This is a genomic window from Saccharomonospora sp. NB11, from assembly GCF_015910535.1.
Classification (GTDB): Bacteria; Actinomycetota; Actinomycetes; order Mycobacteriales; family Pseudonocardiaceae; genus Saccharomonospora.
On record NZ_JACBJG010000005.1, the window covers coordinates 221,651 to 242,962 of the forward strand.

A 21,312-nucleotide genomic window follows, 5' to 3' on the forward strand; every position below is an offset into this window, starting at 1 on the left:
CGCTCGGGCGCGTGGCCGACTATTCATCGCTCGACCTGAGCCGCCCGAGTTCCGGGCGCGTCTACGACTACTGGCTCGGCGGGACGAACAACTACGCCGTCGACCGGGAGTTCGCCGAGGCGCAGCTCGCCCGCGCTCCCGAGATCCGGGAAGCAGTCCGTGAAAACCGGGCGTTCCTCCGCAGGGCCGTCCGCTTCGCCGCCGCCGAAGGCATTCGGCAGTTCGTCGACATCGGGTGCGGTCTGCCGACCCAGGGCAGCGTGCACGAGGTCGCCGACGAGGTGGCGCCCGGTGAGAGCCGCGTCGTCTACATCGACAACGAGCCCGTGGCCCACGCCCACGCGCAGATCCTGCTGGAGGACACCGCCGACCCGACCCGGCATCGCGCCCTGGCCGGGGACTTCTTCGACGGTCCGGACCTCTGGGACCGCGTGCTGGCCGAAGGCATCGACCCGCGGGAGCCGGTCTGCCTGTTGACGGTGGCGCTGCTGCACCTGTTGCCCTCGGAGCGGAAGCCGGAGACCGTGCTCGCGTACTACCGCGACCAGCTCGCGCCCGGCAGTCTGCTGCTGCTCTCCCACGCGTGCCTCGACGACGGCGACGCGCAGACGCAGGAGGCGTTCGGCCGGATCAGCGACGACTATCGGACCCGGACCGCCAACAACGGCACCGGCGGCCTGCGCAGCCGCGCCGAGATCGCGGAGCTGTTCGGCGACTTCGACCTCGTCGAGCCGGGTCTGGTGTGGTTGCCGCAGTGGCGGCCCGAGACGCCGTTCGTCGGTGACCCCGCCCGCTCGCGTGCCGTGGCCGGAGTGGGTCGCAAGACGGCGTGACCGACGTCGGGTGGCCGATCCGCCTGGTTGCGGACCGGCCACCCGTTCAGTGCCGAGGCTCCCAGCGGAAGTAGCGCTTCGCCGCGACCACGCCGACGATCGCCCAGAGCACCAGCCCGCCGATCGCCGGGAGGGCCTGACCGGACGGCGCCTCCGCGTACGCCAGGTGCATCAGTTGCACCGTCGCGCCGCCCGGCGTGAGCAGTTGCGGCACGCTCAGTCCCTCGGCGAGGTCCATGCCCGCCCAGACGGCGGTGCCGATCAGCACGAAGAACGCGGGCATCGCCACCGTCTGGGCCTGCTCCCCCGACGACGAGAACCCGGTGGTGGCCATCCCGATGCCCACGCTGCACACCGTGCCCAGGACGATGGCGGCGACCACCGGCCCGAGGTCGCGCGGTGCCGTCCCGGCAACCACACCGACCAGCACGAGCATGAGCACGCACTGCACGAGCGTCACCAGCACCACCGGCGCGAGCACCCCGGCGAGGATCGTGGCGTCGGAGGCCTCCGAGCACCGCAGCCGCTTCAGGTACAGCTCGTCGCGGCGGTAGCTGAGGGTTCCCGCGGCGGCGATGCAGCCCGACATGCCGAACACCGACAGCAGCATCAACGCCACGAGGAAACCCCACTCCGGCTCCGACATGGTCTCCATGCCGGACACCACGAACATGCCTCCGATCACCAACGGCAGCAGCAGCGCGGACACCGCCACCGCGGTGTTGCGCACGAAGAGCCGCAGCGCGGCGGAGGAGACCGAGGTCAACGCGGTCGCGTTCATGCGGCCACCTCCAGAGGACTCGTCGTCGAGATGACGTCGCGGAACACCTCGTCGAGCGAGGCGTGTCGGGCGGCCAGACCGTGCAGGCGCAGATCGTGGTGGCGGGCCCACGCGAGTACCCGCTCCAGGTCGGCCTGCAGGTGTTCGGTGGCGACTGTGACGTACCCGTCGGGCGTGACGTCGGCGTCGCCGAGCAGCTCCGGCAACGCGGGTAGCGCCGCCGTCGACGTCACCAGCCGGAAGTCGATGCGAGCCCGGTAACGGCCGAGCACGTCGGCGAGGCTGCCCTCGACGGCGATCCGACCCTCGTGCATGATCGCCAGCCGATGCGCCAGCCGTTCGGCTTCCTCCAGGTAGTGCGTGGTCAGCACGACCGTGGTGCCGTCGGCGAGCAGTTCCTCGACCAGCTCCCACGTCGCCTGCCGCGACTCCGGGTCGAGTCCCGTGGTGGGCTCGTCCAGGAACAGCACCTCGGGCCTGCCGAGCGTGGCGAGGACGAGGTCCAGCCTCCGCTGCTCACCGCCCGACAGGTTCTTCACCCGCACGTCCACCCGATGCGCGAGGTCGAGCCGGTGAAGCAAATCATCCACATCGGACTTCCGGGAGATCACGCCGCTCCACATCCGGGTCGTCTCCCTCACGGTGAGGTCGCCTGCGAAGCCCCCGGACTGCAGCATGATGCCGCACCGCGCGTGCACCACCGACCGGTCCCGGTGCGGGTCATGACCCAGCACCCGGACCGTCCCCGACGTCGGCGCGCGGTGCCCCTCCAGCGTCTCCATCGTCGTGGTCTTGCCCGCCCCGTTCGTTCCCAGGAGCGCGAACATCTCCCCCCGCCGCACCGACAGATTCACGTCACCGACGGCGACGAAGTCGCCGTAGACGCAACGCAGACCCTCCGCGGCCACCACTATGTCAGTCATGTCTCCAGCGTGCTGCGACCGCGAAGTCCCCGGTAGAGCTGCCTGTCAACGGTCCACATGGGATTTCGCACGCGTCGCCCGTGACATCTGTCATCCGGGTGGGACGGGGCTATGCTCCGGGACGTGAGCGACGTCAGGCCCGAGTACGGGACGATGCTGCGGCGACTGCACAAGTACACGTGGTGGTCGCTGGCCGCGCTGAGCTACCTCGCTCTGATCCCGTGGCTGCAGCTCGCGGCCGACGATCAGGAACCACGACCGGTTCTGCTCATGACGACGATCGGCGCGGGAGTGGTGGTGGTCGTGCAGCGCACGCGCTTCGTCCACCACAGTCTGAGCCAGGACCACCGCGGTCCGACGGTCGAACACGTCCTCACGTTCGCGGCGGTCACGGCCGTCTGGGGCTACGCCGTGGCCGTGGTGGGCAATCCGACGTCGTGGGCGTTCCTGCCCGGCCTCGTCGCCGGTGGCGTGGTGCTCAACACCCCGAAGGGACGGCGGCTGCTCACGACCCTCGGGCTGGCGGTCGGGGCCGCCGGAGCGAGCCTGGCGGCGATCCCCGTCCGCGACGTCGACCCCGTCGGGATCCCGTGGTTCATGGCGCTGCTCGCCTCGGCGTTCGTGCTGTGTTTCGCGGCGCTCGATTTGACCCAGGTCTGGTTCTGGGACATGGTCGTGCAGCTCGACCGTTCGCGCGAACTCGCCGAGGAACTCGCCGTGGCGCGAGAACGCCTCCGCTTCGCCGCCGACCTGCACGACATCCAGGGTCACCACTTGCAGGCGATCATGCTGAAGGGCGAGCTCACCGAACGTCTCATCGGCCGTGACGACGAGGCGGCCAGGGAACACGCCGCCGAACTGACCGAACTCGCCAGAACCGCCATGACGGACACCCGGCGCGTCGTGCACGGCTACCGGAGCACCGATCTGCGGCGCGAACTCGCCAATGCCGTGGAGCTGCTCGGCGCCGCGGGCATCGACACCCACGTGCGGGGTGACGCGCGGGCCGTGCCGCCGCCCCTCCAGACGCTGTTCGGCGCCCTGATCCGGGAGGGGACGACGAACATCCTCCGGCACAGCGACGCCAGCCGCTGCGACGTCGTGGTGGAGGTCGACTCCACGACGGCTCGCATCCGGCTGGTCAACGACGGCATCACACCCCGGAACAGTGGCCCCGGCAGCGGGATCACCGGACTGCGCGAGCGGTTCGCGACACTGGGCGGTGACGTCGAGGGTCGGGTGATCGGAGACGGTGAGACGGCGGTGTTCGAGCTGGGCGGTCACGCGCCCACGCGGAGGCGGAACGACTGATGCGCATCGTGTTGGCCGACGACGAGGACCTGATCCGCGGAGCGCTCGCCACGCTGCTCGGGTTGGAGGACGACATCGAGGTCGTGGGGCAGGCCGGGGACGGACACACTGCCGTCGACCTGGTGCGGTCGACCCGGCCCGACCTGGCGGTGTTCGACCTGGAGATGCCGGGCTGCGATGGCCTGGAGGCGGCGAGTCGGGTCCGCGCCGAGCTCGACGTCCCCGTCGTGATCGTCACCCGACACGCGCGTCCCGGCGTGCTGAAGCGGGCACTCGCCAGTGGGGTGCGGGGGTTCGTGCCCAAGACGACGGCCGCGAGTCGGTTGGCGGAGATCCTGCGGGACGTCCACGCAGGCAAGCGGTACGTGGACCCCGAGATCGCCGCGACCGCGCTCACGGCGTCGAGCTGCCCGCTCACCGAACGGGAGTTGGAACTGCTGCGGTACGCGCACACGGGCAGCACGGTGTCGGCCATCGCCGAGCAGGCGCACCTCGCTCCCGGGACGGTGCGCAACTACCTGTCGTCGGCCATGTCGAAGCTCGGCGTGTCCACTCGCTACGAGGCGGCCCGCCGCGCCTGGGAGGAAGGCTGGATCTGACGTCGCGAGGTCGGGCGTGGCGACAGGACTAGGGTCGTTGCCGTGGTGACCTTGCAGTGCCGTGGCCGTGTCGTGGAACGCGACCGAGCGTTCGTCATGGCCATCGTCAACCGGACCCCCGACTCGTTCTACGACCGAGGTGCCACCTACTCACTCGACGCCGCCGTCCGGGCCGTGGACACCGCCGTCGCCGACGGCGCCGACATCGTCGACATCGGCGGGGTCAAGGCCGGGCCCGGCTCGGACGTGTCCGTGGCGGCGGAGATCCGCCGTGTCGCCCCTGTCGTCACCGCGGTCCGCGACCGGTATCCCGACCTGATCATCAGCGTGGACACGTGGCGGTCGGAGGTCGGCAGGGCGGTGTGCGAGGAAGGCGCGGATCTGCTCAACGACACCTGGCAGTCCGCCGACCCCGCGTTGGCGGAGGTGGCGGCCGAGTTCGGCGCCGGTTACGTCTGCTCGCACACGGGCGGGGCCGCCCCACGGACCCTGCCCCACCGCGTGGCCTACGACGACGTGGTGGCGGCCGTGGCGGAGGAGGTCACCCGGCGGGCCGAGCACGTGGCCTCGCTCGGCGTGCCTCGCGGTGGCATCCTCATCGACCCGACCCACGACTTCGGCAAGAACACCTGGCACGGTCTGGAACTGTTGCGGCGGCTGTCGGAGTTGACCTCGACCCCGTGGCCGGTGCTGCTCGCCCTGTCGAACAAGGACTTCGTCGGCGAGACCCTCGATGCCGAACTGGGCGACCGCGTCGACGGCACGCTCGCGGCGACGGCCGTCGCGGCGTGGGAGGGCGCGGCGGTGTTCCGCGCTCACGAGGTGCGCCGGACCCGGCAGGTGGTGGACATGGTGGCCAGCATCCGGGGCACCCGGCCCCCGTCGTTCGTCCTGCGGGGCATGACGTAGGTCGAGGGCGGTCCGTGCGGGACGGTCGGGCAGGTATAGCCCCGTCCGGGTGGGGTATGCCAGCGCCATGACCGATTTCGAGCACACCCGAGTCATCGACGCCGACCCCCGCGTCGTCTTCGACGTCGCCTCCAGCATCGCGTCGCTGGACAGTTGGACGCCCGAGGGCGTCGAGGTGGAACCGGAAGGGGACGGCACCCTGCACGCCTGGGTGGACAGCGGCAGCGAGGTCCGTGACGAGACCGGCTACGTCGACGCCGACCGCGACCGGATGCGCCTGCGGTGGGGCGGCGACGACACCGGCTACGAGGGCTGGTTGCAGATCGAACCCCACGGTGGCGCCGGGTCGCGTGCCGCGCTCGCCACCCTGCACGTTGGTTTCGCTGGACCGGCACCGGAGACGTTGGGCGGGGAGCGCAGCGCCGACGTCGACAGCCGGATCGAGCAGGCACTCGACCGGTTGGCCTCGCTCGTGCAGGACCGCACCGAGCCGACCCCGTGACCGGTATGCGCGTCGTGGTGACCGGCGCGACCGGCAACCTCGGCACCAGCGTGGTGGAGGCGCTCGGAGCCGTCCCGGAGGTCGACTCGATCGTCGGTGTCGCCCGGCGCAAGCCCCGCTGGTCGCACCCGACGTTGACGATCGAGCAGCTCGACCTCGGCACCGCCGACGACGCCGAACTCGACTCGGCGTTCGCCGACGCCGACGCGGTCGTGCACCTCGCGTGGCTCTTCCAGCCCACCCGGGACCCGGCGACCACCTGGCGCGCCAACGTCCTCGGCAGTCTCCGGGTCTTCGAGGCCGTCGCCCGGTGCGCGGTGCCCGCACTCGTGCACTCGTCGTCGGTCGGGGCCTACTCGCCGGGGCCGAAGGACCACGCGGTCACGGAGGACTGGCCCACCCACGGCTGGCCCGGCGCGGCCTATCCGAGGGAGAAGGCGTACCTGGAGCGGGCGCTCGACGCTTTCGAGGCCGAGCACCCGTCGATCCGCGTGGTGCGGTTGCGACCGGGTTTCGTCTTCCGGCGAGAGACGGCGTCGCAACAACGACGGTTGTTCCTCGGGCCGTTCGTGCCGACGTCCCTGGTGCGCCCCGGGGTGATCCCGGTCGTGCCGACCACGCCGTCGTTGCGCATGCAGGTGGTGCACTCCGCCGACGCCGGGCGCGCGTTCGCGCTCGCCGCGACCCGAGACGTGCGGGGCGCGTTCAACATCGCCGCCGACGAGGTCGTGGACGGTGCCACCGTGGCGCGGTTGCTCGACGCCCGCCCGGTCACCGTGCCGTCCCGCCTGCTGCGAGCGGTCGTGGCGGCGGCCTGGACCCTGCGCTTGGTGCCCGCCTCACCGGGGCTGCTCGACGCGGTGCTGCGGTTGCCGTTGATGGACACCACGCGGGCGCGCACGGAACTCGGCTGGACGCCACGGCACACGGCCGACGAGGCACTCACCGAGTTCCTCACCGGGCTGCGCGAGCGAGCCGGTGAGGCCACGCCGCCGCTCGCCCCGTCGGTCCCCGGTGGCCGACTCGGCGAGCTGGCCACCGGGGTCGGCCGACGTCCCTGACGCCGGTCACCTCCCGGGCGGCACGTCACTTCCCGGGCGGCGGGACGGAGCGGGCCTCGCCTCTCCCGGCGACGAGGCTGCGCAGCGCCACGGCTCGGCTCACGTCGGTGGGCGTCACGATCCCGGCGAGGCGATCACCGTCGAACACCAGCGCGCGGCCGTCCGGCGCCTGCCCCAGCTCGGGCAGCAGGTCGACGAGCGGCGTGTCCGGGGTGACCGTCGGGACCTCGCGCACCGGACAGGCCACGTCGTGGACACGCGTGGTGCCCCGCTCGGAGAGCGGCACCGAGCGCAGGCGGTTCAGCGTGACGAGGCCCTCCACGTGTCCGCGCGCGTCGACCACAGGAAACGCCGAGTGTCGCCGCACGAGCACGACGTCGTGGAGGAAGTCGTCGACGGTGAGCGTCGCGTCGGTGGTGTCGGGGTCGGCGGTCATCACGTCGGCCACCGGCACGTCCTCCAGGGTGCTGCCGAGGCGTGCCTGACGTTCCTCGGCCCCGGCGACGGTGACGACGAACAGGCCGACCAGTACCCACCACAGGCCACCGCCGATGCCCACGAACAGCAACTGCCACACGCCCGCCAGGATCAGCAGCACGCCGAAGCCCCGTCCGGCGCGAGCACTCCACAGCGAGGCCACGTGACGGTCGCCCTTCCATGCCCACAATCCCGCCCGCAGGATTCGGCCCCCGTCCAACGGAGCGGCGGGGATGAGGTTGAACACGGCGAGCACCCCGTTGAACAGCGCGAGGTAGAGCGCCACCATCACCATGAGGAACGGCGCGTCCACGGTCACGAGCAGCCAGGCCAGCGCGCCGAAGAGCGCGCCGCACAGCACGCTCACCAACGGCCCCGCCGCCGCGACCCGCAGGTCCGCCCCCGGCGTGCGGGCCTCGCCACGAAGGCGGGCGATTCCGCCCAGCAACCACAGGGTGATGTCGTCGACGTCGATGCCCTGCCGCCGCGCCACGACGGCGTGCGCGAGTTCGTGCGCCAACAGCGACGCCAGGAACAGCAACGCCGCCACCACGGCCGCCAGCACGTAGACGCCGTCGGGGTAGCCGGGTGCCAGAACCGGCCAGTTCCGGAAGCCGAGTGCCACCACGAGGACGAGCAGGATGCCGAGCACGCTCCAGTGCGCGCCGACGCGGATACCGGCGATCGTGCCGAGCCGCAACGTCGAGGACATGTGACACCTCCACCAGCCTCCGAATGGGTTAACGCCGTCCCCGGTGGGCTACCCGCATGCCGTAGCCGGCAGACCGGAGGAAGACCATGCCGCAGCGGAACGACCTGCACGACCGAACCTGGGGTGAGCTGACCGAGACGGCCCACGAGGAGGGCATCCCGTTCGTCGCGCACATGAGCCAGGGCGAGCTGATCGAGGCGATCGAGCAGCAACGCGAGGCGAACTCTCACCAGCCACCGTCGCCGCGGCAGCCGAGCGACGAGGTGGACACCGACGGTGAGCCGACGAGGTGAGCCGATCACACGCGTGGGCGGTCCGGATCGACCGCCCGCGCCGCCGTGTGCGGGGCGTGCCGCTCAGTCGCTGACCATGAGGTCACTGCTGGCGGACTGCGCCGCCTGGATCTCCCGGCTCAGGGCCGTCCCCATCCGGTGCGCCCGAGCCAGCGCGGACGCGACCTCGAAGATCGACTCGGCGACCTCCCCGTACGCACGCGGGTCCTGTCCCCCGACACGACCGCACCAGAGGCACTGTTCGAGCCAGGTGGCCATCTCGGGAAGACAGCGGGAGAGGTTGTCGACGAGCAGCTTCAACGAGCCCAGCACCTCGTGCATCTCCCCGGGACTCGCGAGGATGTCGCCGTCGACGGGGTTCGAGGTACGCAGCGACAATGCCCTGACCGCGTCCTCCGCGCGGGCGGCGAGCCGTGCGGGCGAGTTCTCCGCTTCGCCACTGCCGGATAGCTCCATGATCGCCTTACTCTCGTCGAGTCGTTCGCTGAACAGCTACCCGTGGGCCGACCCGGACAAACGGCTCAACTGCCCCGGTTCTCGCCGAGTTCCTCGACGATCGGATGGGGCTCGACCTCCGTGGCCTGCTCGGACAGGCCGGGCTTGGTGTGCTGACGCCGACGCTGCACGCGATCACGGATGTCCGCCGGCGTCACGAACGACACGGCTCGCTCGACCTCGCCCAGTCCGGCGTACGTCTCGTCGGGCATCCCCTTCAGTTCCCGCAGGGTGTCGGCGTCGGCCCCGGCCCGCTCCGCGCAGCGCACCAGCTCCGCGCGGTCGGCGGGGAAGTCAGCCTCGGCGAGCGCCGCGTGCAGGCGTCGTGTGGTCGTTGGCATGTCGTCACCTCCACGGCGCGGCTACCCCCGGGCCGGGGAGGTGAAACGGTCACACGGACCGGCGGGTCAGTCGCCGAGCTCGTCCTCCGGGGCCGCACGCGCGAGCCGCGCCAGCACACCCACCGCGCTTTCCACTGTAGACGGATCGGGTCCCGCGAAGGCCAGCCGCACCGCGCAGGGGGCGTACGCGGTTCCCACGGCGAAGGAACCCGAGGGACTCACCGCGATGCCCCGGCGCGCTGCCGCGGCGACGAACGTGTCGGCGCGCCACGGCTGCGGCAGTTCCCACCAGCAGTGGTAGGCGGCGGGATCACCCCGCAGAGCGAACCCTTCGAGTCCACTGCGGACGATCTGTGACTTGTGCGCGGCGTCGAGACGTTTGCGTTGCTGCACCGTGGCCACGGTGCCGTCCTCGATCCAGTGGGTGGCGGCGACGAGGGCGAAACCGGGCGCAGTCCACCCTCCGGAGCGCAGCGCACACGCCACCGGTCCCGACAACTCCCGGGGAGCGACGAGGAACCCGAGCGTCAAGCCCGGCGAGAATCGCTTCGACAGACTGTCCACAAGGATCGTGCGGTCCGGCGCGTAGGCGGCCAGCGGCACCTCGTCGCGAAGGAAGGCGTAGATGGTGTCCTCCACCGCGCTGATGCCGAGCGCGTTCATCACCTCGGCCAGCTCCTGCCGACGTGACTCCGGCATCGTCGTCCCGAGCGGGTTGTGCAGCGTCGGTTGGACGTAGAGCGCACCGGGGCGGGCCTCGCGGACGGCCTCGGGTACGAGCCCGTGCTCGTCGACGGGCAAGGGCACGAGCGTCACGCCGAGTCTCGCGGCGATGCTCTTCACCACGGGATACGTGAGGGTCTCGACGCCGAGTCGCCCGCCGACGTCGACGAGGGCGGACACCGCCGCCGCGATGGCCTGCCGACCGTTGCCCGCGAACATCACCGCGTCCGGGTCGGGCGTCCAGCCCTCACGGGCGAGCACCGTTGCCGCGGCGGAGCGCGCCGCCGCGGTTCCGGCCACCCCCGTGGGCCGCAGGGCCTCGGTGAGCACGTCGGGCCGCGACAGCCGGTCGAACCCCGCACGCAACTCGTCCGCCGAGTCCGGCAGGCCAGGAGGCAGCGCGATGTTCAGTTCGAGGTCCACCCGGGCCGCTCCCGGCTCGGCGAGCGCGGGTTCGGGGCGGGTCCGCATCGCGCGCACGTAGGTTCCTCGGCCGACCTCGCCGATGACGAGTCCCCGGCGAGTGAGCTCCTGGTAGACCCGCGCTGCCGTGGACACCGCGATGCCGTGGTCGCGAGCGAAGCGGCGTTGGGTGGGAAGGCGTTCACCGGAACGCAGGCGGCCGGCACGGATGTCGGCGGCCACGCGGTCGGCGAGCGCACGGTAGTCACGCATGGCGGGCATTATTGCACCGAGGTCAATGTTTTCATTGAACCGAGGCAATGCACTCGATAGCGTCGGGGCGTGACCTCGATATCACTCCCCGGACTGGCACTCGACTACGACGATGTCGGCCACGGTGACGTCGTGGTCCTCCTGCACGGCCACCCCTTCGATCGCTCGCTGTGGCGCCCCCAGGTGCAGCGACTCGCCGCCGAGGGTTTCCGCGTGGTGGCACCGGATCTCCGCGGCTACGGAGGCAGTCGACTCGACACCGCCACGCCCGACCTCACCACCCCGTTCGCGCAGCACGCCCTCGACGTGGCCGTCCTCCTCGACCACCTCGGCATCGACACGTTCGTCCTCGGTGGACTGTCGATGGGGGGCCAACTCGCCCTGGAGTGCCACCGCCAGTTCGGCGAACGGATCGACGCGCTCGTGCTCGCCGCCACCTCGGCACGCGCCGACACGCCGGCCCAACGACGCGAACGACTGGAGACAGCCGAACGACTGTCCCGCAGCGGGGGGATGGGCTCCCTCCCCGACGAGTTACTCCCCCGCATGCTCGGCGAACACAGCAGGCGGACGCTGCCCGCCACCGTGAAGCACGTGAGCCGGATGATGCACGCGGCCCCACCGTTGGGGGCGGCGGCCGCGATGCGGGGCCGGGCCGCGAGGCCCGACTACGTCGACCACCTCGACGACGTCACGGTGCCCACGCTCGTCGTCGTCGGCACCGAGGACACGTACACGCCCGTCGCGGAGGCCGAACTGCTCGCCCAGCGCATCCGGCATTCCCGGCTCGTGGTCCTCGACAGGGTCGGACACCTGCCGAACCTCGAACGGGAGACCGAGTTCAACGACCACCTCGTCACGTTCCTGCGGTCGACGCGCTCGGAGTGACGAGCCGGACGACCACGCCCAGACCGGACACTGTGGACAGGAGACCGACACGGCGACGACGCGGACGGTGACCACCGTCGTCGCCGACGGTAACCAGGCGTGTCGGGAACGGGCCATTGTGCCACAGGACCGGGGGCCGGACGGGCAATCCCTACCCGTGACGACCCACCGTCATGATCTACGGTAAGACAGCTCAGCTCGGCTGTTCCTGGTCCGGAGGGCTCAGTACGTGGACAACGATGTGTCGGTGGCCCGGCTCCCCGACGACGACTGGAACGATCGGAATCCGCCGGGGCCGGGCTCGCGGATCCGCATGCTCGCGGTCATGGGTGCCGTGGTGGTGGGGTGCGGAGTCGCGGCCATCGTCGTGAACCTCGCACCGAGCAACCGTGACGACCGGGCGGACGACGGCGGCGAGCGGATCGTGGTCATCGACCCCGAACGCACCGACCTCTACCCCACCCAGACCGTCGCTCCCACGTCGAGCCACGAGATCGTCTCCGAGACCACGAACCCCACTCGGCAGATCTCGTCGTCCCCGCTGGAGGAACTCCCCGACGGCGGCGGCGAACCTCCGGGCGACACCGGCCCGGGCGACTCCGACGACGTCGGTGATCCCGGCGATCCCACCGATCCCGACGACGGCGACGAAGACCCCGACGAGGCCACGACCACTCCGTCGACACCGCCGTCGGGCCCGACCAGCACTCCCCCGCCGTCCACGCCGCCCACCACCACGCCGTCCGACGACCCCGACGACGGTGAGGACGAGGAGGAAGAAGAGGAGGAGTGCACTCCCAAGTGGTGGATCGGCTGCTGGTTCTGACCCACCTCGACCGCACCGTCCACACCGCCGACGCGGTGTACCGCGAGCGCACCTCGGGTAGCCCGCTCGTGTGAGTACGAGTGTGAGAGCCCCCGCCCCGTCGACCCCCGCCGAGGTGGCACCGCTGCCGCTTCCCCGCGGCCCGGTGTCGGCGGCCGTGGTGTCAGCGCTACGGGACGAACCCGGCCGCACCACGCTTCCCTCCGACGTCGCACCACTCGACCCCTACGGCGACGATCTCCAGCTCACCCTGCAAGTCTGCTACGAACTGCACTACCGAGGGTTTTCCGACGCCGCACCCGACTGGGAGTGGGACCCCGAGCTGTTGCGCCTGCGGTCGGAACTGGAGGCCCGATTCCTCACGGCGTTGCGAGCCGACGTGCCCGGTCGGGGGCGCGACACCGACGTCGAGGGCACGCTCGACGAACTGCTGGTGGAGCCCGTCCACGGCTCCGGGCCGAGCCACTGGTTGCGCGACGAAGGCACGTGGGAACAGCTACGGGAGTACTTCGCCCTGCGCTCGATCTACCACCTCAAGGAGGCCGACCCCCACGCGTGGGCGATCCCCCGACTCCGCGGGCAGGCGAAGGCCGCGCTCGTGGCCGTCGAGTTCGACGAGTACGGCGGAGGTCGCCACGACCGCATGCACTCCCGGCTCTACGCCGATCTGCTCGACGCCGCCGGACTGCGCAGCGACTACCTCGGCTACCTCGACCAGGCCCCGCCGCAGGCGCTCGCCACCGTGAACCTGATGTCGCTGTTCGGTCTGCATCGGACGTTGCGTGCGGCCCTCGTGGGTCACTTCGCGGCAGCCGAGATCAGCACGGCACCCAGCGCGAGCCGGATGGTGCAGGCGATCGACCGGCTCGGCGCGCCCGAGGCTTGCCGTTTCTTCTTCTCCGAGCACGTCGAGGCCGACGCGGTGCACGAGCAGGTGATGCGTCACGAGGTGATCGGCGACCTGCTGCGCCACGAACCCGACCTCGCCGCCGACGTGGTGTTCGGCATCCAGGCCACCGAGCTGCTCGAAGCCCACCTCGCCGACCACCTGATGAGCCACTGGCGGCGGGGCCTGCCCACGATCCCGCTGGAGACCGAGGTCACCGATCCTGCGCGCTGAGCCCGACGGCGACGCCGGTCAACGCCGCTTGCGGCGGTGGCTGGCGTCGCAGAACGGGTAGTTGCGGCTGCGACGGCACGCGCAGACGGCGACCTGGAACCGGTCCGACACCACGGTCGAGCCGTCGGGGAGCTGGAACTCCACCGGGCCCTCGACCAGCACGGGCCCCCCGGGCACCACGGTGACCCGGCGCGGCTGCCGCGCGATGCCAGGCGCCCGCGCGTCGCGGTGTGCGGAGACGGGACGGTCAGGCCGTCCGTTCGGTGCGGTCGGCACGGATCACCACCAACTCCTCCTCGCGCTGGCCGTCGGCGATCAGGCCGCGCTGTTCGAGATACCGTGCCCGTCCTCGCAGCACCGGACCGAACGGCACCGGCTGGCGCGCCACGACCGACGTCTTCAGCCCGGCCTCCGCCAACGCCGACACCGTCGCCTCGACCCCGGACAACGACGACTGCACGAGCAGGAAGCACCCACCCTCGCACAGCAGAGTGGGGACGACGGCACACAGCGGATCGATCACCGAGCGACCGTCGTCGCCCGCGTCCCACCGACGTGAGCGCTTCGGCGACTCCGACGACCACGGCACGTACGGCGGGTTGGCGAGCACCAAGTCGAACGGCCCGGGCGGTGGCGCGGTGACCACGTCCGTCCGGCACACCCGCACGGGCAGCCTCCGCACCCGCGCGTTGAGCCACGCGGCGGCGAGCGCCCGGCGCGACACGTCCACGGCGAGGACCTCGGCCGCCCCGGCGCGCGCCGCCGTGAGAGCCAGTGCACCCGTGCCGGTGCCGACGTCGAGCACCCGCGCGTCCTCCGGCAGGGTCACCCCGCGGAACGCCTCCGTCAGCAGCTCGGTGTCGTCCTGAGGCCGATACACCCCGGGAGGTCGCAGCAACAGCATTCGTCTACTCATTCCCCGGCCAGGCACCGGTCGCCTTCTCGTAACCCGCGGCACCGGCCCGGTCGACCGCCGCCCTCACCGCGCCCGCGATCGCCCCCTGCGCGGCGGCGGCAGCGACGACCTGCCATGCGGTGAATCGTCGGTCGGTGGGTTTCGGGGCCTTCGAATCGCCCGTCACCCGCTTCCACACCTGCCTGAACATCGCGCTGGACAGCAGTGCTCCCCCGAAGCTCACGATCAGGCTGAGCGGCCGGTAGAGCGCCTTCATCGCTTGATCCTCCAGGTGAGCAGCCCCCCGAAGGCCAGTGCGAGCACGGAGCCGCAGGCCGCGACGAGCACGGGATTCGCGCGCATCGTGTCGAGCACGACCCGGGACCGATCCTGGAACTGCTCCTTGGCCCGTTCACCCACGTTCAACCGCTGCATGAGTTCCCTGGCCGTCTCGCGCAGCTCCTGGCGGGTCAGCTCGATGTCGGTGCGGGCCTGCTCCACCGTCTGCGGGAACTCGTCGGATTCGCTCGGTGTCGAGGCACTCATCGCCGCATCGACTCCTTCACCACGGCGATGTCCTTGCGCACGCTCTCGATCGACTCCCGTGGCACGGGCGGTGACGCCTTCTGCATCTGACGTCTGCCCAGCAGCGCGAGCAGACCCGCCAGCAGCAACAGCGCGCCGCCCACCACGAGCGCCGCCGCCCAGGCGGGCAAGACGAGCGCGAGCGCCAGGATGGCCGCGGTGACGAGCACCGCGAGTCCGAACAGCGCGACGAGCCCCCCGGCCCCGGCCATTCCGGCGCCCACCCCGACCCGCTTGCCTTTGGCCTGCAGCTCCGCCTTGGCGATCATCATCTCGTCCCGGACGAGCCTGCTCACCTGCGCGGACAGGTCGTTGACGAGTTCCGCCACCGAGCGCTGTTCCATGGCGTCACGCTGTTGGTCGTACACCACGGTTTCCTCCCGAGTTCGTCGTGCACAGGCGGCACCGAGTGGGCACCCGGCAGTGGTCACCGTGTGCCCCGCAGCGACCTGGCACAAACCTTCGCGACAGCCCGGCGAAACGCCCGCGAACGGCGGAATCCGCGGACTTGCACCCGGGTGAGTGTGGACATCGGACCTGGGGGTATCCCGGCGGCATCATGGGAAGACACGAATTGGTGGACTGGTTCGGCCCGAGGTGCCACGGGCCGATGGAGCTGCGGGTCCCGGCCGACCCGCGGCACCTGTCCGCGATCCGACTGCTGGCTCAGGCAGTGGCGCAACGCGAGGGGTTCGGGCCCGACGAGGTCACCGACATCGTCCTCGCCGTCGACGAGGCGTGCGCGAGCCTGATCCGCGCCTCCGTCCCCGGCGCGCTGCTCACCTGCCGGCTGTCGGTCACGTTCGGGACGCTGCGCGCAGAGGTGTTCGCCACGACCGTCTCCGGCGGCGTACCGAGTTCACAGTCCCTCGGGTGGCAGGTGCTGGGCACGGTCACCGACTCCGTGTCGGCGTGGCGGTACGAGAACGACCCGCACCGGGACACCGACCGCGTCGTGCACATCGACTTCGCGAAGCAGGGGGCGGGACGCATGGCTCGCTAGGCCGCTCGACCGCGCCGAGCGCGGCGGTCACGGTCCACGACGTCGGAAGGGGCACGATGAATCCTTCGACACCGTCACCGTCCCCGACGCTGCGCATCGGGGTCGGGGTGATCGGGTTGGCCTACCTGGTGCTCGGCATCGCCGGGTTCGCCGTGGCCGGGTCGGACATGGGCTACGACCCGTCGCGCACGGTGTGGGTGTTCGGGGTCAGCGGCCTGTTGAACATCGGCCACACCGCGGTCGGGGCATTGGGGTTGGCCGCCACCCACAACGAGGGTAACCTGCGCGCCTTCGGGTGGTTGAGTTTCTTCGCGTTCACCGGGCTCTCGGCATACAGCATCCTCGCCGTCACCGTCTCGCCGCTCGGCAATCTGGCGAACGTCCACGTGGCCAACGCGTGCCTGTACGGGGTGACGGCGGTGCTCGGACTGCTGGCCACCGTGGTTCCCACCCGAGGCGGGACGGCCACCGGACACGCCACGTGACGAGCCCGCCGTCGCTCGCCACCGGGTGTCACCGACCGGCGACCCGCCGCGTCGTGCGCGGTTTAACACGCTGAACCGGCGGGCAACTTCGGTGACATGGAACTGCTCGTGTGGCACGTCCACGGCTCGTGGACAACCGCGTTCGTCCAAGGGAAGCACACGTATCTGCTGCCTACTGTGGACGATCGCGGTCCGTGGGGCAGGGGCCGATGCGGACGACCTTGGCCGGAGTCGGCGATCGAGGTCACCCCCGACGAGCTGCGCGAGCGGACCGTGGACGCCGTCGTCCTCCAGCGCCCCGAGGAGATCGCGCTGACCCGGCGCTGGCTCGGCCACGAACCCGGGATCGACGTGCCCGCCGTCTACGTCGAGCACAACACGCCCCGCGAACACGCCGCGACCAGCCGACACCCGCTGGCCGCGCGACGCGACATCCCCCTCGTGCACGTCACGCACTACAACGAGCTGATGTGGGACAACGGCGTCGCCCCCACCGTGGTGATCGACCACGGCATCGTCGACCCGGGCCACCGCTACACCGGTGAACTCGCCCGTGCGGCCGTGCTCATCAACGAACCCGTCCGCCGCGGGCGGGTGGTGGGCACCGACCTGTTGCCCGCGATCGCGAAGGCCGCCCCGGTCGACCTGTACGGGATCGGCGTCACCGACGTCGCCGTCGCCGGCGTGACCCCCGTCGGCGACCTGCCCAGCGACGAGCTGCACGACGCGATGGCGGCCCGGCGCGTCTACGTGCACACCGCACGGTGGACGTCGCTCGGCCTGTCGCTGTTGGAGGCGATGCACCTCGGGATGCCCGTGGTCGCCGTGGCCTCCACCGAGGCCGCCACGGCCGTCCCCGCCGAGGCGGGTCTGGTGTCCACCGACGTCGACGACCTCGCCTCCGCGGTCTCGACCCTCTGCTCCGACGCCGAACTGGCCACGCGCATGGGCAAGTCGGCCCGCGAGTACGCCCTCGCGCACTTCGGTCTTCCCGCGTTCCTGTCCCGCTGGGACGCGTTGCTCGACTCGCTCACACCGTGACAAGCGGAGGCACGATGAAGATCTCGATGGTGTCCGAGCACGCGAGCCCGCTGGCGGCCCTGGGCGAGGTCGACGCGGGCGGTCAGAACGTCCACGTCGCCGAGCTGTCCGCAGGGCTCGTCCGAGCCGGGCACGAGGTGACGGTCTACACCCGACGAGACGACGAGGACCTCCCCGACGAGGTCACCACCCCCGCCGGGTACCGCGTCGTCCACGTACCCGCCGGTCCCGCCCGGTACCTGCCGAAGGACGAGCTGCTGCCCCACATGGGCGAGTTCACACGGTTCCTGTCGTCGCGGTGGGAGGTCGACCGCCCGGACATCGTCCACGCCCATTTCTGGATGTCGGGTCTGGCGGCGTTGATGGCCGCCCGCCCGCTGTCCGTCCCGGTGGTGCAGACGTTCCACGCGCTCGGTGTGGTCAAGCGCAGGCATCAGGGCGCCCACGACACCAGCCCCGCCGAGCGGATCGGCCTCGAACGACTCATCGGCAAGCACGCGGCGCGGGTCGCGACGACCTGTTCGGACGAGGTGTTCGAGCTGGTCCGCCTCGGGTTGCCACGCTCACGCATGTCGATCGTGCCGTGCGGCGTGGATCTGGAGCGGTTCTCCCCGTCGGGCCCGGCCGAGCAGCGACGCAACCGCTACCGGCTCGTGTCCGTGGGCAGACTGGTGCCGCGCAAGGGATTCGACGTCGCCATCGCAGCTCTGCGGTCGCTGCCGGAGACCGAACTGATCATCGCGGGCGGTCCGCAGGAGGGCAGGTTGACCGAGGACGCGGAGGCCACTCGACTGCTGCGCCTGGCCCGGCAGCTCGGGGTCGCCGACCGCGTGCACCTGCGCGGTCGGGTCGCCCGCGCCGACGTCCCCGCGCTGTTGCGGTCCGCCGACGTGGTCGTGTGCACCCCCTGGTACGAACCGTTCGGCATCGTGCCGCTGGAGGCCATGGCGTGCGGCGTACCGGTGGTGGCCTCGGCCGTGGGCGGACTCACCGACACCGTCGTCGACGGGGTCACCGGGCTGCACGTGCCACCGAAGCGCCCCGACGCGCTGGCCGCCGCCGTGCGCCGACTGCTGTCCGACGCCGCGCTGCGCGACGCGTACGGCATCGCGGGCGCCGACCGGGCTCGGTGCCGCTACTCGTGGGACCGCATCGCCTCCGACACGATGCGCGTCTACGAGCGGGTGGTCCCCGCGGCGGCGCTCAGCGGCGAGGAGACGGGCTGACCCCCGCCGCCCGGCGACGGGAATCAGCCCGGTGTCAGCAGCTCAGGTGCCCACCGGCGCGGTCACGTCGAAGGTCAGAGCACCGTCGCGCACCGTCACCCTCACGGTGGTGCCCGACCGAAGATCGCCCTTCAACAGCATGCGCGAGAGCACGTTGTCCACCTCGCGCTGGATGGTGCGGCGCAACGGCCGGGCCCCGAACTCCGGCTGGTAACCGGCCTCCGACAACCACCGCACCGCCTCCGGAGCGAACTCGACGTCCACTCCCTGCGCATGGGCCTTGCGACGGGTCTCCTCCAGCAGCAGCGTGGTGATCTGCTGGAGCTGCTCGGCCGAGAGCTTGCGGAACACGATGATCTCGTCGATCCGGTTGAGGAACTCGGGGCGGAAGTTGTCCCGCAACCGCCGCATCAACCGTTCGCGCAACGGCTCGTCGACCTGCTCCTCGTCCTTCGGCGAGAACCCGATCGCGCCCTGCGTCCCGCTCAGCACCAGCTCCGACCCGATGTTGCTCGTCATGATCAGGACGGTGTTGGTGAAGTTGACCGTGCGACCCCGGCCGTCGGTGAGCCGACCGTCCTCCAGCACCTGCAACAGCAGGTTGAACACGTCGTGGTGGGCCTTCTCGATCTCGTCGAGCAACACCACCGAGTAGGGCCGCCTCCGCACGGCCTCGGTGAGCTGTCCGGCGTCCTCGTAGCCGACGTACCCGGGTGGGGCGCCGATGAGCCTGCTGACCGTGTGCCGCTCGCCGTACTCCGACATGTCGAGCCGGATCATGCTGTCCTCGCTGCCGAAAAGCGCCTCGGCGAGCGCGCGGGCCAGCTCGGTCTTGCCCACCCCGGTCGGCCCGAGGAACAGGAAGCTCCCCGACGGCCGGTTCGGCTCGGACAGGCCCGCCCTCGCCCGGCGCACCGCCTCGGCGACGGCCTCCACCGCCTCGTCCTGGCCGACGACCCGGCCGTGGAGGTGTTCCTCCAGGTTCAGCAGCCGCTCCCGTTCCTCCTGCGTCAGTTGCGACACCGGGATGCCGGTGCTGCGGGAGACGACCTCGGCGATGTCGGTGGCCGTCACGTCGGGGGCCTCGGCGGGCCGGTCCTGCAAGCGTTGCTGCTCGATGCGTCCGCGCAGGTCGTGGATCTCGTCGCGCAAGGCGGACGCGCGTTCGTAGTGTTCCTCGCTCACCGCCTGGTCGCGGTCCCGGCAGAGCTGTTCCAGCCGCGACTCCATGTCGCGCAACCGTTCCGGCCACCGCCCCGACCGCATCCGCACCCGCGCGCCGGCCTGATCCATGAGGTCGATGGCCTTGTCCGGCAGGTACCGGTCGGTGATGTAACGGTCGGACAGCGTCGCGGCGGCGCTGAGCGCCTCGTCGGTGAACCGCACCTGGTGGTGGGCCTCGTACTGGTCGCGCACGCCGTGCAGGATGGCGAGCGTGTCCTCGACGTTCGGCTCGGGCACCAGGATGGGCTGGAACCGCCGCTCGAACGCCGGGTCGTTCTCGATGTTCTGCCGGTACTCGTCGAGCGTCGTCGCGCCGACGATGTGCAGCTCGCCGCGGGCGAGAGCGGGCTTCAACATGTTGCCCGCGCCCATCGACCCCTCCGACGACCCCGCGCCGACCACGGTGTGCAGCTCGTCGATGAAGACGATCAACTTCCCCTGGTTGCGCCGCAGCTCGTCGAGCAGCTTCGTCATCCGTTCCTCGAAGTCACCGCGATACCGCGTGCCCGCGACCATGGCGGCGACGTCGAGCATCACCACCCGCCGGTCCACCATCGGCTCGGGCACGGTGCCGTCCACGACACGCTGGGCGAGCCCCTCGACGATCGCCGTCTTGCCGACCCCCGCCTCACCGATGAGCACCGGATTGTTCTTGGTGCGCCGCGACAACACCTCGATGGTCTGCTCGATCTCGTCGTCGCGCCCCACCACCGGGTCGATCTCCCCGTTGCGGGCCATGTCGGTGAGGTCCTGCCCGTAGGTGTCGAGCGTGGGCGTGTCACTGGGCTGCTCCTGCGCCTGCGTGGTCTCACGCGCGTGCGTCGAGCCGGTGGGTCCCGAGATCGCCCGCTGCATGGCCTCCGGGGTCACGCCCGCCTCGGCCAGGATCAGACCGGCCCGCGAATCCGGGTTGGCCACCAGCGCCAGCAGGATGTGCTCGGGCCCGATGTACGACGAGCGCAGGCCCCGCGAGATCTGGTGCGCGTCGAGCAGGGTCCGCTTGGCGCCGGGCGTCAGCACCGGAGTGTCGTGCGGTGCCCGCCGGTCGGCCGCCTCCCGCTCGACCCGCTCGGCGAGCGCATCGGGATCGGCACCCGCCCGCTGGAGCAGCTCCCGGCTCCCCGGAACCCGCGTCGCCGCCCACAGCAGGTGGGTCGAGTCGAGCTCGTTCTGCCCCCACTCCCCGACCTGACGCACCGCCGCGGACACCAGGGCGAGCGCCTGCTCGCTCATCAGGCGGGTGATCCCCACGGCATGCGGACGCCGTCCCGGCATGGCGTTGCCGAAGAACTGGGCGAGCAACTGGTCGAACGGACTGGGGCTCGGTTCCCCGAAGAAGCCGGTCATCGACACACTCCCTCTCGGCGGTTCCTCCTCCTCCCGG

At 71.2% G+C, this 21,312-nt stretch carries 26 protein-coding genes; 14 read left to right on the forward strand and 12 right to left on the reverse strand.

Going from position 1 to position 21,312, the window contains the following annotated elements:
* Positions 1-11: 11 nt before the first annotated feature.
* Positions 12-833, forward strand: coding sequence for an SAM-dependent methyltransferase (locus JAV51_RS09620; RefSeq protein WP_307845814.1), 822 nt, complete (start codon positions 12-14; stop codon positions 831-833).
* 46 nt (positions 834-879) lie between these two features.
* Here JAV51_RS09620 and JAV51_RS09625 read toward each other — a convergent pair whose 3' ends face one another.
* Both JAV51_RS09625 and JAV51_RS09630 read right to left on the reverse strand, forming a co-directional pair.
* Positions 880-1,614: an ABC transporter permease gene (locus JAV51_RS09625; protein ID WP_197320328.1), complete on the reverse strand. Its 735-nt coding sequence runs from the start codon at positions 1,612-1,614 to the stop codon at positions 880-882.
* Positions 1,611-2,537 (reverse strand): ABC transporter ATP-binding protein, encoded by a 927-nt coding sequence (locus tag JAV51_RS09630; protein WP_197320329.1) that lies wholly within the window; start codon positions 2,535-2,537, stop codon positions 1,611-1,613. The genes JAV51_RS09625 and JAV51_RS09630 overlap by 4 nt, the downstream gene beginning before the upstream one ends.
* A gap of 123 nt (positions 2,538-2,660) precedes the next feature.
* On the opposite strand from JAV51_RS09630, the gene JAV51_RS09635 reads away from it, so the two are divergent.
* The 5 genes from JAV51_RS09635 (at position 2,661) to JAV51_RS09655 (ending at position 6,919) form a co-directional block, all read left to right on the forward strand.
* Entirely contained in the window at positions 2,661-3,848 is a 1,188-nt protein-coding gene (locus JAV51_RS09635) for a histidine kinase (RefSeq protein ID WP_307845817.1), read from the forward strand.
* Positions 3,848-4,447: a DNA-binding response regulator gene (locus tag JAV51_RS09640; protein WP_197320331.1), complete on the forward strand. Its 600-nt coding sequence runs from the start codon at positions 3,848-3,850 to the stop codon at positions 4,445-4,447. Before JAV51_RS09635 ends, JAV51_RS09640 begins: the two co-directional genes overlap by 1 nt.
* Positions 4,448-4,489: 42 nt before the next feature.
* The gene (gene folP / locus JAV51_RS09645; RefSeq protein ID WP_197320332.1) at positions 4,490-5,356 is read left to right on the forward strand and encodes a dihydropteroate synthase; all 867 of its coding nucleotides are present in this window, start codon (positions 4,490-4,492) and stop codon (positions 5,354-5,356) included.
* A 67-nt stretch (positions 5,357-5,423) separates the two neighbouring features.
* Positions 5,424-5,858 carry an SRPBCC family protein gene (locus JAV51_RS09650; RefSeq protein WP_197320333.1) on the forward strand — a complete coding sequence of 145 codons (435 nt, stop codon included), beginning with the start codon at positions 5,424-5,426 and terminating at the stop codon, positions 5,856-5,858.
* 5 nt (positions 5,859-5,863) lie between these two features.
* On the forward strand, positions 5,864-6,919 hold the full coding sequence (locus JAV51_RS09655) for an NAD-dependent epimerase/dehydratase family protein (protein ID WP_197320488.1): 1,056 nt from the start codon (positions 5,864-5,866) through the stop codon (positions 6,917-6,919).
* 25 nt (positions 6,920-6,944) lie between these two features.
* Here JAV51_RS09655 and JAV51_RS09660 read toward each other — a convergent pair whose 3' ends face one another.
* Positions 6,945-8,108 carry a site-2 protease family protein gene (locus JAV51_RS09660; RefSeq protein WP_197320334.1) on the reverse strand — a complete coding sequence of 388 codons (1,164 nt, stop codon included), beginning with the start codon at positions 8,106-8,108 and terminating at the stop codon, positions 6,945-6,947.
* 86 nt (positions 8,109-8,194) lie between these two features.
* Here JAV51_RS09660 and JAV51_RS09665 point away from each other — a divergent pair, with 86 nt between their 5' ends.
* On the forward strand, positions 8,195-8,401 hold the full coding sequence (locus JAV51_RS09665) for a Rho termination factor (RefSeq protein WP_197320335.1): 207 nt from the start codon (positions 8,195-8,197) through the stop codon (positions 8,399-8,401).
* Between the two features lie 63 nt (positions 8,402-8,464).
* On the opposite strand, the gene JAV51_RS09670 is transcribed toward JAV51_RS09665, so the two are convergent.
* The 3 genes from JAV51_RS09670 to JAV51_RS09680 form a co-directional block, all read right to left on the reverse strand.
* Positions 8,465-8,857, reverse strand: coding sequence for a hypothetical protein (locus tag JAV51_RS09670; RefSeq protein ID WP_197320336.1), 393 nt, complete (start codon positions 8,855-8,857; stop codon positions 8,465-8,467).
* 65 nt (positions 8,858-8,922) lie between these two features.
* On the reverse strand, positions 8,923-9,237 hold the full coding sequence (locus tag JAV51_RS09675; RefSeq protein WP_197320337.1) for a DUF2795 domain-containing protein: 315 nt from the start codon (positions 9,235-9,237) through the stop codon (positions 8,923-8,925).
* 66 nt (positions 9,238-9,303) lie between these two features.
* Positions 9,304-10,635: a PLP-dependent aminotransferase family protein gene (locus JAV51_RS09680; protein ID WP_197320338.1), complete on the reverse strand. Its 1,332-nt coding sequence runs from the start codon at positions 10,633-10,635 to the stop codon at positions 9,304-9,306.
* 69 nt (positions 10,636-10,704) lie between these two features.
* Between JAV51_RS09680 and JAV51_RS09685 the strand changes: the two genes are divergently transcribed.
* The 3 genes from JAV51_RS09685 (at position 10,705) to JAV51_RS09695 (ending at position 13,469) form a co-directional block, all read left to right on the forward strand.
* Positions 10,705-11,523: an alpha/beta fold hydrolase gene (locus tag JAV51_RS09685; RefSeq protein WP_197320339.1), complete on the forward strand. Its 819-nt coding sequence runs from the start codon at positions 10,705-10,707 to the stop codon at positions 11,521-11,523.
* Positions 11,524-11,752: 229 nt separating this feature from the next.
* Positions 11,753-12,349 (forward strand): hypothetical protein, encoded by a 597-nt coding sequence (locus JAV51_RS09690; protein ID WP_197320340.1) that lies wholly within the window; start codon positions 11,753-11,755, stop codon positions 12,347-12,349.
* 70 nt (positions 12,350-12,419) lie between these two features.
* On the forward strand, positions 12,420-13,469 hold the full coding sequence (locus tag JAV51_RS09695; RefSeq protein WP_307845821.1) for an iron-containing redox enzyme family protein: 1,050 nt from the start codon (positions 12,420-12,422) through the stop codon (positions 13,467-13,469).
* Positions 13,470-13,487: 18 nt separating this feature from the next.
* Here JAV51_RS09695 and JAV51_RS09700 read toward each other — a convergent pair whose 3' ends face one another.
* The 5 genes from JAV51_RS09700 to JAV51_RS09720 are packed head-to-tail and all read right to left on the reverse strand — an operon-like array spanning position 13,488 to position 15,320.
* Complete coding sequence (locus tag JAV51_RS09700) at positions 13,488-13,745, reverse strand: CDGSH iron-sulfur domain-containing protein (protein ID WP_374059004.1); 258 nt, start codon at positions 13,743-13,745, stop codon at positions 13,488-13,490.
* A complete protein-coding gene (locus JAV51_RS09705) occupies positions 13,717-14,373 on the reverse strand; it encodes a HemK2/MTQ2 family protein methyltransferase (protein ID WP_197320341.1) in 657 nt (218 codons plus the stop codon). Before JAV51_RS09705 ends, JAV51_RS09700 begins: the two co-directional genes overlap by 29 nt.
* Positions 14,374-14,377: 4 nt before the next feature.
* Positions 14,378-14,641 carry a DUF4235 domain-containing protein gene (locus JAV51_RS09710; protein ID WP_197320342.1) on the reverse strand — a complete coding sequence of 88 codons (264 nt, stop codon included), beginning with the start codon at positions 14,639-14,641 and terminating at the stop codon, positions 14,378-14,380.
* Positions 14,638-14,910 carry a DUF3618 domain-containing protein gene (locus tag JAV51_RS09715; protein WP_197320343.1) on the reverse strand — a complete coding sequence of 91 codons (273 nt, stop codon included), beginning with the start codon at positions 14,908-14,910 and terminating at the stop codon, positions 14,638-14,640. Before JAV51_RS09715 ends, JAV51_RS09710 begins: the two co-directional genes overlap by 4 nt.
* On the reverse strand, positions 14,907-15,320 hold the full coding sequence (locus tag JAV51_RS09720; protein WP_197320344.1) for a phage holin family protein: 414 nt from the start codon (positions 15,318-15,320) through the stop codon (positions 14,907-14,909). The genes JAV51_RS09715 and JAV51_RS09720 overlap by 4 nt, the downstream gene beginning before the upstream one ends.
* Before the next feature lie 188 nt (positions 15,321-15,508).
* On the opposite strand from JAV51_RS09720, the gene JAV51_RS09725 reads away from it, so the two are divergent.
* The 4 genes from JAV51_RS09725 (at position 15,509) to JAV51_RS09740 (ending at position 18,704) form a co-directional block, all read left to right on the forward strand.
* Positions 15,509-15,952, forward strand: coding sequence for an ATP-binding protein (locus JAV51_RS09725; RefSeq protein WP_197320345.1), 444 nt, complete (start codon positions 15,509-15,511; stop codon positions 15,950-15,952).
* 56 nt (positions 15,953-16,008) lie between these two features.
* Positions 16,009-16,437, forward strand: a complete 429-nt coding sequence (locus JAV51_RS09730) for a DUF4383 domain-containing protein (RefSeq protein ID WP_197320346.1) — start codon at positions 16,009-16,011, stop codon at positions 16,435-16,437.
* A 96-nt stretch (positions 16,438-16,533) separates the two neighbouring features.
* Entirely contained in the window at positions 16,534-17,478 is a 945-nt protein-coding gene (locus JAV51_RS09735; protein ID WP_197320347.1) for a glycosyltransferase, read from the forward strand.
* Positions 17,479-17,492: 14 nt separating this feature from the next.
* The gene (locus tag JAV51_RS09740; RefSeq protein ID WP_197320348.1) at positions 17,493-18,704 is read left to right on the forward strand and encodes a glycosyltransferase; all 1,212 of its coding nucleotides are present in this window, start codon (positions 17,493-17,495) and stop codon (positions 18,702-18,704) included.
* A 42-nt stretch (positions 18,705-18,746) separates the two neighbouring features.
* On the opposite strand, the gene JAV51_RS09745 is transcribed toward JAV51_RS09740, so the two are convergent.
* A complete protein-coding gene (locus tag JAV51_RS09745; RefSeq protein WP_197320349.1) occupies positions 18,747-21,275 on the reverse strand; it encodes an ATP-dependent Clp protease ATP-binding subunit in 2,529 nt (842 codons plus the stop codon).
* Positions 21,276-21,312: the final 37 nt, after the last annotated feature.

Excerpts from the sequence above, each read along its gene's own strand:
- JAV51_RS09670 (WP_197320336.1), bottom strand. The coding sequence starts at position 8,857 with ATGGAGCTATCCGGCAGTGGCGAAGCGGAGAACTCGCCCGCACGGCTC.
- JAV51_RS09730 (WP_197320346.1), top strand. The coding sequence starts at position 16,009 with ATGAATCCTTCGACACCGTCACCGTCCCCGACGCTGCGCATCGGGGTC.
- JAV51_RS09630 (WP_197320329.1), bottom strand. The coding sequence starts at position 2,537 with ATGACTGACATAGTGGTGGCCGCGGAGGGTCTGCGTTGCGTCTACGGC.
- JAV51_RS09650 (WP_197320333.1), top strand. The coding sequence starts at position 5,424 with ATGACCGATTTCGAGCACACCCGAGTCATCGACGCCGACCCCCGCGTC.
- JAV51_RS09725 (WP_197320345.1), top strand. The coding sequence starts at position 15,509 with ATGGGAAGACACGAATTGGTGGACTGGTTCGGCCCGAGGTGCCACGGG.
- JAV51_RS09655 (WP_197320488.1), top strand. The coding sequence starts at position 5,864 with ATGCGCGTCGTGGTGACCGGCGCGACCGGCAACCTCGGCACCAGCGTG.
- JAV51_RS09665 (WP_197320335.1), top strand. The coding sequence starts at position 8,195 with ATGCCGCAGCGGAACGACCTGCACGACCGAACCTGGGGTGAGCTGACC.
- JAV51_RS09640 (WP_197320331.1), top strand. The coding sequence starts at position 3,848 with ATGCGCATCGTGTTGGCCGACGACGAGGACCTGATCCGCGGAGCGCTC.
- JAV51_RS09705 (WP_197320341.1), bottom strand. The coding sequence starts at position 14,373 with ATGCTGTTGCTGCGACCTCCCGGGGTGTATCGGCCTCAGGACGACACC.
- JAV51_RS09715 (WP_197320343.1), bottom strand. The coding sequence starts at position 14,910 with ATGAGTGCCTCGACACCGAGCGAATCCGACGAGTTCCCGCAGACGGTG.
- JAV51_RS09680 (WP_197320338.1), bottom strand. The coding sequence starts at position 10,635 with ATGCGTGACTACCGTGCGCTCGCCGACCGCGTGGCCGCCGACATCCGT.
- JAV51_RS09710 (WP_197320342.1), bottom strand. The coding sequence starts at position 14,641 with ATGAAGGCGCTCTACCGGCCGCTCAGCCTGATCGTGAGCTTCGGGGGA.
- JAV51_RS09740 (WP_197320348.1), top strand. The coding sequence starts at position 17,493 with ATGAAGATCTCGATGGTGTCCGAGCACGCGAGCCCGCTGGCGGCCCTG.
- JAV51_RS09625 (WP_197320328.1), bottom strand. The coding sequence starts at position 1,614 with ATGAACGCGACCGCGTTGACCTCGGTCTCCTCCGCCGCGCTGCGGCTC.
- JAV51_RS09660 (WP_197320334.1), bottom strand. The coding sequence starts at position 8,108 with ATGTCCTCGACGTTGCGGCTCGGCACGATCGCCGGTATCCGCGTCGGC.
- JAV51_RS09735 (WP_197320347.1), top strand. The coding sequence starts at position 16,534 with ATGGAACTGCTCGTGTGGCACGTCCACGGCTCGTGGACAACCGCGTTC.
- JAV51_RS09675 (WP_197320337.1), bottom strand. The coding sequence starts at position 9,237 with ATGCCAACGACCACACGACGCCTGCACGCGGCGCTCGCCGAGGCTGAC.
- JAV51_RS09745 (WP_197320349.1), bottom strand. The coding sequence starts at position 21,275 with ATGACCGGCTTCTTCGGGGAACCGAGCCCCAGTCCGTTCGACCAGTTG.